This window comes from Streptomyces galbus, assembly GCF_005280195.1.
GTDB lineage: Bacteria > Actinomycetota > Actinomycetes > Streptomycetales > Streptomycetaceae > Streptomyces > Streptomyces galbus.
Genome location: NZ_SZPR01000008.1, coordinates 729,941 through 739,204 on the forward strand (window position 1 = coordinate 729,941; position 9,264 = coordinate 739,204).

Annotated in this window: 11 protein-coding genes and 1 pseudogene; 2 read left to right on the forward strand and 10 right to left on the reverse strand. The window is 71.5% G+C overall.

The annotated features are described in order from the left end of the window. Window positions 1-178: 178 nt before the first annotated feature. From E4U92_RS07625 to E4U92_RS07640, 4 genes are all read right to left on the reverse strand, one after another. The gene (locus E4U92_RS07625) at window positions 179-1,363 is read right to left on the reverse strand and encodes an alginate lyase family protein (RefSeq protein WP_137299467.1); all 1,185 of its coding nucleotides are present in this window, start codon (window positions 1,361-1,363) and stop codon (window positions 179-181) included. A gap of 176 nt (window positions 1,364-1,539) precedes the next feature. Continuing rightward, the gene (locus E4U92_RS07630) at window positions 1,540-2,304 is read right to left on the reverse strand and encodes a DUF3710 domain-containing protein (RefSeq protein WP_137299468.1); all 765 of its coding nucleotides are present in this window, start codon (window positions 2,302-2,304) and stop codon (window positions 1,540-1,542) included. A gap of 1 nt (window position 2,305) precedes the next feature. Beyond that, on the reverse strand, window positions 2,306-2,857 hold the full coding sequence (gene dut / locus E4U92_RS07635; protein ID WP_137299469.1) for a dUTP diphosphatase: 552 nt from the start codon (window positions 2,855-2,857) through the stop codon (window positions 2,306-2,308). Beyond that, entirely contained in the window at window positions 2,854-3,438 is a 585-nt protein-coding gene (locus E4U92_RS07640) for a PaaI family thioesterase (RefSeq protein ID WP_137299470.1), read from the reverse strand. Before E4U92_RS07640 ends, dut begins: the two co-directional genes overlap by 4 nt. 58 nt (window positions 3,439-3,496) lie before the next feature. Between E4U92_RS07640 and E4U92_RS07645 the strand changes: the two genes are divergently transcribed. Continuing rightward, on the forward strand, window positions 3,497-3,961 hold the full coding sequence (locus E4U92_RS07645; RefSeq protein ID WP_137299471.1) for a DUF3093 domain-containing protein: 465 nt from the start codon (window positions 3,497-3,499) through the stop codon (window positions 3,959-3,961). Between the two features lie 36 nt (window positions 3,962-3,997). On the opposite strand, the gene E4U92_RS07650 is transcribed toward E4U92_RS07645, so the two are convergent. From E4U92_RS07650 to E4U92_RS07665, 4 genes are all read right to left on the reverse strand, one after another. After that, a complete protein-coding gene (locus E4U92_RS07650; RefSeq protein WP_137299472.1) occupies window positions 3,998-4,963 on the reverse strand; it encodes a hypothetical protein in 966 nt (321 codons plus the stop codon). Between the two features lie 13 nt (window positions 4,964-4,976). Beyond that, window positions 4,977-5,273: a DUF4193 domain-containing protein gene (locus tag E4U92_RS07655; RefSeq protein WP_043504706.1), complete on the reverse strand. Its 297-nt coding sequence runs from the start codon at window positions 5,271-5,273 to the stop codon at window positions 4,977-4,979. 395 nt (window positions 5,274-5,668) lie between these two features. Then, window positions 5,669-6,916 (reverse strand): sensor histidine kinase, encoded by a 1,248-nt coding sequence (locus E4U92_RS07660; RefSeq protein ID WP_137299473.1) that lies wholly within the window; start codon window positions 6,914-6,916, stop codon window positions 5,669-5,671. 4 nt (window positions 6,917-6,920) lie between these two features. Next, window positions 6,921-7,574, reverse strand: a complete 654-nt coding sequence (locus E4U92_RS07665) for a response regulator transcription factor (RefSeq protein WP_003993508.1) — start codon at window positions 7,572-7,574, stop codon at window positions 6,921-6,923. 412 nt (window positions 7,575-7,986) lie between these two features. Between E4U92_RS07665 and E4U92_RS35825 the strand changes: the two genes are divergently transcribed. Next, window positions 7,987-8,160 (forward strand): hypothetical protein, encoded by a 174-nt coding sequence (locus tag E4U92_RS35825; RefSeq protein ID WP_168372807.1) that lies wholly within the window; start codon window positions 7,987-7,989, stop codon window positions 8,158-8,160. 65 nt (window positions 8,161-8,225) lie between these two features. On the opposite strand, the gene E4U92_RS07670 is transcribed toward E4U92_RS35825, so the two are convergent. Both E4U92_RS07670 and E4U92_RS07675 read right to left on the reverse strand, forming a co-directional pair. Next, window positions 8,226-9,038 carry an inositol monophosphatase family protein gene (locus E4U92_RS07670; protein WP_137299474.1) on the reverse strand — a complete coding sequence of 271 codons (813 nt, stop codon included), beginning with the start codon at window positions 9,036-9,038 and terminating at the stop codon, window positions 8,226-8,228. Window positions 9,039-9,046: 8 nt separating this feature from the next. Further along, a pseudogene (locus tag E4U92_RS07675) lies at window positions 9,047-9,264 on the reverse strand (ferrochelatase); the annotation flags it as partial.

Here is a 9,264-nt window from a genome sequence, read left to right on the forward strand (position 1 = left end):
CCATGGTGCCGGTGGCGGTCCCGCTCATGTGTCCTCCCCGTCGGTCCCCCGTGGCCCCGCGGGCCGGGCGTCGGTATCGCGACGTCCGCCCGGCCCTCGACGGCCGTGCCCGCCTTCACCTCTTCATCGGACGAGGACCCCGGATCGGTTCACGGGACCGCCGGACCCTGTGGGGAGGTCACGCCGGATTGTCGCCGTGGGTCAGCGTCTCCCAGGCCACGAACAGGTTGTTGCTGCCCGCGGGCCGGTTGCGCTGGGTGAGTGTCTGGGTGTTCGTCATGGCGATGCCCAGCCGGTTGTGCAGGGCGTTGTAGCCGACCTCGGTGACCGGTCCCAGGCCGAGGTTCAGGGAGCCGCCGCACAGCCAGCTGGGGACGGCCGCGCCGAGTTCGTACTTGGCCTGGAAGCCGAGGGCCTGCCGGAGCCGTTCGCCGACGTCCGTGCCGTACAGGTCCTGGCCCTGGATGCGGCTGGTCTCGGCGATGTGCGAGATGGCGGAGATGCCGTACCCGGTGTGCGTGAAGTCGCGGCAGGTCTCCTGGGTGAGGCCGGTGACGAAGGTCGACTGCCCCTGCCAGTAGGCGACGATCTTGTCCCGGGTGGTGAGGTTCTGGCTCGGCACGGTCTTCGGCAGGTCGCCGTCCGAGGCGAGGTAGACGTAGGCGGCGGTGCGCGTGCGGAACGTCGCCATGGCCTTGTCGTAGGACGCCTTGTCCTCGAGGAAGACGGAGATGCCGACGGCGGCCTCCATCATGGACAGCTCCCAGTTGCCGTTGGAGTTCGAGCCGTTGATCACCTCGGGCAGGTAGACGGTGCGCAGCATGGTCGCGAAGCGGCCCGAGTTGGCCCAGCCGCCGGTGTACGTGTACTTGATGATCTCGGCGGCCCGGGGCCAGGTCGAGCCGGCCCAGCCGGTCTGCAGGGGCGCGTTGCTGTTGGTGTGGTCCTGGATCACGGCGGACCAGGCGTCCATGAGCTGGATGGCCTTCTTGGCGTACCGGTCGTCGCGCGTGAGGTACCAGGCGAGGGCGTCGGTGTACGCGGCGATCGCGTCCTCCCGCTCGTCGGTGCAGCCGTAGTTGGGGTTGGAGTACGAGCCGCACTCCACGACCGCGCGGGGTTTGGGCGTGCGGTTCAGGTCGGCGTACTTGCTCGCCAGGAGCTGGTCGAAGGCGCTCTTCCAGGGCTGGGCGCCGGCGTCGACCTTGCCGCGGGCGAAGTCGAGTTGGGCCCGGGAGACGGTGACTCCGGGGTGGGCGAACGTGGTGGGGGCGGCCTCGGCGCGCGGCGCGGTGACGGGCTGGGCGAGGAGGCCGAGGGCCAGGGCGCTGACGGTGCCGACGAGCAGTGCGGTCCGACGCATGGCGACTCCGTTCTCATATGTGAACGCAGCTCGCTCTTATGAACGCTGCGTTGAGCGGAGACCATAGGTACGGACCAGAACACCGTCAAGGATGCGCGCATGACAAGTTTCGGGAGCGGCGGGACACGCCGGAGGGCCGCACCCCGTGGGGGTGCGGCCCTCCATGTCGCTCGCGGTCAGCGGACCTCGGTGATCTCCGGTCCGCGCTGCAACTGACCCATGCCCCCGGCGAAGCGGGAGCCCTCGTCCTGCTGCTGGACGCCCTCCGGCACCATCTGGGCGTCGTTGGGCAGCTTCAGCACGATCGGGTCGCGGGGCGCCATCGGGCCCTCGCCGCGGACCACGACCGTGTCCCTGAAGATCTGTTCGAGCAGCCCGGCCGCCTGCGGCTGGACCGCGCCCTGGCCGGAGATCACCCCGCGCAGGAACCAGCGCGGGCCGTCCACGCCGACGAACCGCACGACCTGGAAGCCGCCCGTGCCGTCCGGCAGCTGCACCGGCACCTGGGCGCGCAGCTCCCAGCCCAGCGGCCCCTCGACCTCGTCGACGATGCCGCCCTGCTGGGTGATGCCGGCGGCGATCTCCTCGCGCACCTCGCCCCAGATGCCCTCGCGCTTGGGCGCGGCGAACGCCTGGAGCTGGACGGCGCTGTCGCGCAGGACGACGGTCGCCGCGACGATGGCGTCGCCCGCCACCTCGACCCGCAGCTCCATGCCGTCGACACCCGGCACGAACAGTCCGCCCAGGTCGACGCGCCCCTCGGCGGGGTCGCGCACCTCGGTGCTGTCCCAGGGCCCGTCCGGCCGCGGCTCGGGCTCGAGCCGTACGCGCTCGCGCTCGGCCTCCACGTCGTCCGCCTCAGTGTCGACACTGTCGACGACCTGCTCGGCCTCGCCGGCCGCGTCCTCGGCGGCACCCTTCTTCTTGCGACGTCCGAACACGTCACTGTCCTTCCCGGTCGGATACGACCGAAGCGTATCGATACCCACCCGTCGTGCCGCCCTCGGCGGCGTCACCGCTTGTGCTGTTCGTGCCGGCCACGGCGGCATGACCGCCGGTGGACCCGAAGCCCCCCTCGGCCCGCGCCGAATCGGGAAGCTCCGCGACCTGGAGGAAGCGGACCCTCTCGACCTGCTGGACGACCAGTTGGGCGATCCGGTCGAAGCGCTCGAACCGCACGGTCTCGCGCGGGTCGAGATTCACCACGATCACCTTGATCTCCCCACGGTACCCGGCATCAACCGTCCCCGGGGCATTCACGAGGGCGACGCCGCACCGGGCGGCGAGCCCGGACCGCGGGTGCACGAAGGCCGCGTACCCCTCGGGCAGGGCGATCGACACCCCCGTGGGCAGGACGGCCCTCTCGCCCGGCGCCAGCTCACACGCCTCGGTGGTGCGCAGATCGGCCCCCGCGTCCCCGGGGTGCGCGTACGCCGGAAGCGGTACGTCGGGGTCGACGCGCCGGACCAGCACCTCCAGGGGGGCGCGGCTCACGGGTTCACCTCGAAGGCGCGGGCCCGCCTGACCTGGTCCGGGTCGCTCATGGCGGCCTGGATCTCCTCGTCGCGCCCGTGCTGCACGAAGTGGTCGACCTTCACCTCGACGAACAGGGCGTCGGCCCGGACGGCGACCGGTCCGTCGGGGGCCCCGATCCGCCCGGTCGCCGTGGCGTAGATCTTGCGTCCGGCCACCGCGGTGACCTCGGCCTGCAGGTGGAGCGTGGTCCCGACCGGCACGGGGCGCACGAAGTCGGTCTCCAGCCGTCCGGTCACGGCGATCGTGCGCAGCAGCCAGTTCAGCGAGCCGAGCGTCTCGTCCAGCGCGGAGGCGAGCACACCGCCGTGCGCGAGACCGGGCGCCCCCTGGTGGGCGGGCCGCACGGTGAACTCGGCGGCGATGGTCACGCCCTCACCGGCCCGTGCCTCCAGGTGCAGCCCGTGCGGCTGACTGCCACCGCATCCGAAACAGTGTTCGTAGTGGGCACCGAGGAGTTCCCCGGGCGCGGGGGCGTCGGGGTGCCGTACCGGGGCAACGGCGTCGGCCGGGGGCTGAAGAGCTGGGGAAGTACCACTCACAGGCGCAGACCTTACCCGCGCGTCGGGCCTCCCCGGACACCGTGCCAAGCTTGGTTTCATGCAGCTCTCCGGCACCCCGTACGAAGAACGTCTCACCGCACCGCGCTCGTGGTGGCTGATCTCGTTCCTCGTGGGCCTCGCGATGGCCCTGATCCTGCTGCCGTTCGGGACCCTGCCGCTGCTGGGCGGCCTGGTCGGCGGCACCGCCGTGGCGGCCGTCATGGCCAGCTCCTACGGCTCGCTGCGCATCCGCGTGGTGGGGGACTCACTGATCGCCGGCGAGGCGAAGATCCCGGTCACGGCGCTGGGCGCGACGCAGGTGCTGGACGCGGAGGAGGCGCGCGCCTGGCGCACGTACAAGGCCGACACGCGTGCCTTCCTGCTGCTGCGCTCCTACATCCCCACGGCACTGAAGGTCGAGGTCACCGACCCCGAGGACCCGACGCCGTACCTGTACCTGTCGACCCGGGACCCGCAGGGGCTGGCGCAGGCGCTGGAGGCGGCGCGCAAGGCCGCCGCCTAGGTCGTTCCCTCGCGCGCGTGGGTACGGTGTGCGCCTTTACGAAGACTTTCCGCCTCCGGGCTTTCCGCCGCCGAGTTCCCTGGTGACCTCGTCCAGGGTCACCGGGTCCGCCGGCTTCTCCAGCGGCGGCAGGGCTGGCAGGGCGTCCCAGGGCACCTGGAACCGGCGCAGGTCGGCGCGGACCTTGGCGGCGAGTTTCCTGGTGTCCCGCCGGTTCATCACGGCGCCGACGGCGGCGCCCACCATGAACGGCATCAGGTTGGGCAGGTCACGCACCATGCGCTTCATGATCTGCTGGCGCAGTTCGCGCTTCATGGGGCCGCCGAGCGCGGCATTGAAAGAGGCGGGCTTGAGCACGTCGACGCCGCGCTCGCCCGACCAGGAACGCAGGTAGGCGGTGCTGCGGTCCTTCAGACCGCCCGGCGGTCGTACGCCGTAGACCTCGTGGAGTTCGGCGATGAGCTTGAGCTCGATCGCGGCCACGCCGGTGATCTCCGCGGCCAGCTCGGTGGGCATGGCCGGGGGCACGGGAAGCATCGCCGCCGCCCCGACGCCGGCTCCCACGGTGGCGCTGGCGGCCGCGGCGCCCGCCACGAGCTTGTCGGCGAGCTGTTCGGGCCCCAGGCCCGGGAACTGCTTGCGCAGCGTCTGGAGGTCCCGTACGGGGATCCGGGGGGCTATGTCGATGATCCGGTCGGCGAGGTGTCCCAGGGCCGCCCTGGCGCGGTTGCCGCCCTTGCGGGCGCCTTCGCGGGCCAGGTCCCGGGCCTTCTCCCGGATCGCCACGGCCCGTCGCCGTGCGACGGGCGCGGGGCTCGCCGTCGGCGCCGGGACGCCGTCCCGGTCGTCCGCCGGTTCGAGCGAGGCCGCTCCCGCAGGGACGATTCCCTTGCCGGCGGGGCCTCGCTCGTCGTCACGCACGCCGTGGGGGCCTTCCACGGCCCCCTTGTCCGCTCCCCGAAGGTGGAAGCGGCGCTTCCGAGGAGGGGTCGAGCCAGTCACGGCCGACCCGCCCTCAGTCGCAGTCGCGGCAGATCGGCTGGCCGTTCTTCTCCCTGGCCAGCTGGCTGCGGTGGTGCACCAGGAAGCAGCTCATGCACGTGAACTCGTCCTGCTGCTTGGGCAGCACTCGGACGGCCAACTCCTCGTTCGAGAGGTCGGCTCCGGGCAGCTCGAGGCCTTCGGCGGCCTCGAACTCGTCGACGTCGACGGAGGACGCCGACTTGTCGTTCCGCCGGGCCTTCAGCTCTTCGAGGCTGTCGGAGTCGACGTCGTCGTCGGTCTTGCGTGGAGTGTCGTAGTCGGTAGCCATGTCGCTCTCCCCCTCTGGGTGTCTGCGGTGTCTCCAGCGCACGTAACGCGTGAGAGGCCGGACTTGTGCCCGACCCGAGGCGGAGATTTTGCCTCACATCAAGGTCTGTTACTCAATCGACACCCAACCGGACTCCTCAAGAGTGATCGGCTTGGATGGCGAAGCGGACCGTACACGGTTCCCATGCCGCACTTCAAAGGCGTCTCACCGTGTACTTCCCGTGATATGCACCCCCGAAAACAGGGACTTTCCCGGCTTTCGGGCAGCCCACATGATCACGGAGAGTAGATGGCCGGAAATTCGCGCTTGTGATCGATCACACACGGAGCGCTCGAGCGGAGGCCGTGAGAATTCCGCTCGAAGCGAACAGTTCCGTGGATGCCGACGCGAGCTTTTCAGAGGGGCAGCGTGACCCGCATCACAAGACCTCCCCCTTCCCTCGGCTGTGCCGCGATGTGACCGCCGTGGGCGCGTGCCACGGACCGGACGATCGACAGGCCGAGTCCGACTCCCTTGTCGCTGCCCGTCCGCTCCGTGCGCAAACGCCGGAAGGGCTCAAACAGATTGTCGATCTCGTACGCCGGCACGACCGGCCCCGTGTTGGACACGACCAGCACCGCCTGGCCGTGCTGCACCTCCGTGGTGACCTCGACCCAGCCGCCCTCGGGGACGTTGTAGCGCACCGCGTTCTGCACCAGGTTCAGGGCGATGCGCTCCAGCAGGACGCCGTTGCCCTGGACGACGGCGGTCTCCCGCTTGCCGCGGATGTCGACGCCCTTGGCCTCCGCCTCGCCGTGCACCTGGTCGATGGCCTGTCCCGCGACCTCGGCGAGGTCGACGGGCTTGCGCTCGACGATCTGGTTGTCGCTACGGGCGAGCAGCAGCAGCCCCTCCACGAGCTGTTCGCTGCGCTCGTTGGTGGCCAGCAGCGTCTTGCCGAGCTGCTGGAGCTCCACGGGCGCGTGCGGGTCGGACAGGTGCACCTCCAGCAGCGTGCGGTTGATCGCCAGGGGCGTGCGCAGCTCGTGCGAGGCGTTGCCGACGAAGCGCTGCTGGGCGGTGAAGGCCCGCTGGAGGCGCTCCAGCATCTCGTCGAAGGTGTCGGCCAGCTCCTTGAGCTCGTCGTCCGGGCCGTCCAGCTCGATGCGCCGGGACAGGTCCGAGCCCGCCACCGCGCGCGCCGTGCGCGTGATGCGCCCGAGCGGGGAGAGCACCCGGCCGGCCATGGCGTAGCCGAACGCGAACGCTATGACCGCGAGGCCGAGCAGGGCCAGCAGCGAGCGGCTGAGCAGGTGGTCCAGGGCGACCTGGCGCTGGCTGTCGATGCAGGCGCTGATCGCGGAGTTGAACTCGGGCAGCGTCAGGTTGCCGGAGGTGACGGCGGGGCAGTTGTCGCTGCTGACCTTGATGTCCGTGCCGCCCGCGATCTTGAACAGGGGTTCGTTGCCCGTGTTCAGGGCCTGCGCGGCCAGCAGGTAGATGATCGACAGCAGCAGGATGCCGGCGATCAGGAACATGCCGCCGTACAGCAGGGTGAGCCGTATGCGGATGGTCGGGCGCAGCCACGGGAACGGGGGCTCCGCTCGCCGGGGGTCCCAGGTGGGCTTCGGTGGCGCCTGCGGGGGCGCGGGTGTCGCGGCCACGGGATCAGATCCGGTAGCCGGAACCGGGCACGGTGACGATCACCGGGGGCTCGCCGAGCTTGCGGCGCAGGGTCATCACGGTGACCCGTACGACGTTGGTGAAGGGGTCTGTGTTCTCGTCCCAGGCCTTCTCCAGCAGTTGCTCCGCGGAGACGACGGCGCCCTCCGAGCGCATCAGCACCTCCAGGACGGCGAACTCCTTCGGCGCGAGCTGGACCTCCTTGCCGTCGCGGAAGACCTCGCGGCGGTTGGGGTCGAGCTTGATGCCGGCGCGCTCGAGCACGGGCGGCAGCGGCACGCTGGTGCGCCGGCCGAGGGCACGCACGCGGGCGATCAGCTCGCTGAAGGCGAAGGGCTTGGGGAGGTAGTCGTCGGCGCCGATCTCCAGTCCCTCGACCCGGTCGCTGACGTCGCCGGAGGCCGTGAGCATCAGCACGCGCGTGGGCATGCCGAGCTCGACGATCTTGCGGCACACGTCGTCGCCGTGCACGAGCGGGAGGTCGCGGTCGAGGACGACCACGTCGTAGTCGTTGACGCCGATGCGCTCCAGGGCGGCCGCACCGTCGTACACGACGTCGACGGCCATGGCCTCCCGGCGCAGTCCGGTGGCCACCGCATCGGCGAGCAGCTGCTCGTCCTCGACGACGAGTACGCGCACGTCGCTTGTCCTTCCTGTGTCCACCCGCGTAGCGCGTGGGGCGCTCGCGGGCAGCGTCTGCCGGGGGTGTGACCTCCATCCTGCCCTTTTCGGCCATAAGTCGGCAGTAAGGCGGGAGGGGGCCGCTCCGGCGCCGGGTGCGGGCCCCGGGAATGCCGGATTTTCTCCGTGGGTTGAGGTTTCCGTGGAAGGGAGCGGGGGGAGGACGCTTTACACCCCGCGATCACGCTCTGCACGTACCGCAGCACCATGCGGTGCATCTCCTCCGCTGCTCCGCAGAGCGGGCGTGGGTGTCCGGCACCGTCGCCGCCCGGCAGGGCAGCGCTGGGCACCCTGTTGGAGACGTGATCGCCCCTTCCGAACGGCACACCCCCGTGCCATCGACCCACGACCCAGGACGAGGGGGCGCAGCATGGACGCATTCACTACGGGACTTCTGCAGCGCATAAAGACGACCGAGTCCGACCTGACGCGGGCTAGGGACGAAGGCGACGACTTCCTCGTCGAGGTGGAGCAGGGCGAGCTCGACGACCTGCGCCGCCTCGCGGCCGAGCACGGTGTGGAGGTCGGCGCCACGAGCGTCTGACCAGTTCGTGGACCGACGGGCCTCCGGTGAATCCAGCACCGGGGGCCCGTCGGCGTTCCCGGCGGCTAGCGCCAGGCGTCGAAGTCCTCCAGGAGCCGCTGGAGGGGCTCGAAGACGCCCGGGGCGGCCGCGATCGTCAGGGCGTGCGAGGGGCGCTCTCCGGGCCGTCCACCGGTCAGGGCGCCCGCTTCCCGGGCGATGAGGTCCCCCGCCGCGACGTCCCAGGGGTGCAGTCCGCGCTCGTAGTAGCCGTCCAGGCGGCCGGCGGCCACGTCGCACAGGTCGACCGCGGCGGAGCCGCCGCGCCGGATGTCCCGCAGCAGCGGGACGAGCCGGGCGGCGACCTCGGCCTGGCGGGTGCGGACCTCGGTGACGTAGTTGAAGCCGGTGGACACCAGGGCCTGCTCCAGCGGCGGAGCCGGCCGGCAAGCGAGCGCGCGGGTGCCGTCCCAGGCGCCGGTGGCCCACGCCCCGCCCCCGCGCACCGCGTGGTACGACTCGCCGCGCATCGGGATCTCCACGACGCCGGCGACGGTCTCGCCGTCCTGCTCGGCGGCGATGGAGACGGCCCAGGTGGGCAGGCCGTACAGGTAGTTCACGGTGCCGTCGAGCGGGTCGATCACCCAGCGGACTCCGCTGGTGCCGTCGCCGGAGGCGCCCTCCTCGCCGAGGAAGCCGTCGTCGGGGCGCCGCTCGGCGATCAGTGTGGTGATCAGCTTCTCGGCGGCGATGTCCATCTCGGTGACCACGTCGATGGGGCTGGACTTGGTCGCGGCGACGGCGAGGTCGGCGGGCCGGCCGTCGCGCAGCAGGGCACCGGCCCTGCGGGCGGCCTCCTGGGCGATCTCCAGCAGCTCGGTGTGCAGGGGGTCGGTCACGGGGGTCCTCACGCGTAGGGGCTGTCGGCGCCCGCGGCGGCGGGCCGGGCGGCACGGGCGGGGCAGCAGCCGACGGGACAGACCTGGTGGCTGGCCCCCAGAGCGCCCAGGGCGCAGGGGGTGGCGTCCTGGCCGCGTTCGACGGCCGAGCGCTCCACGACCAGGTCCCGGACCGCGGCGGCGAAACGCGGGTCGGCACCCACGGTGGCCGAACGGCGCACCGGCA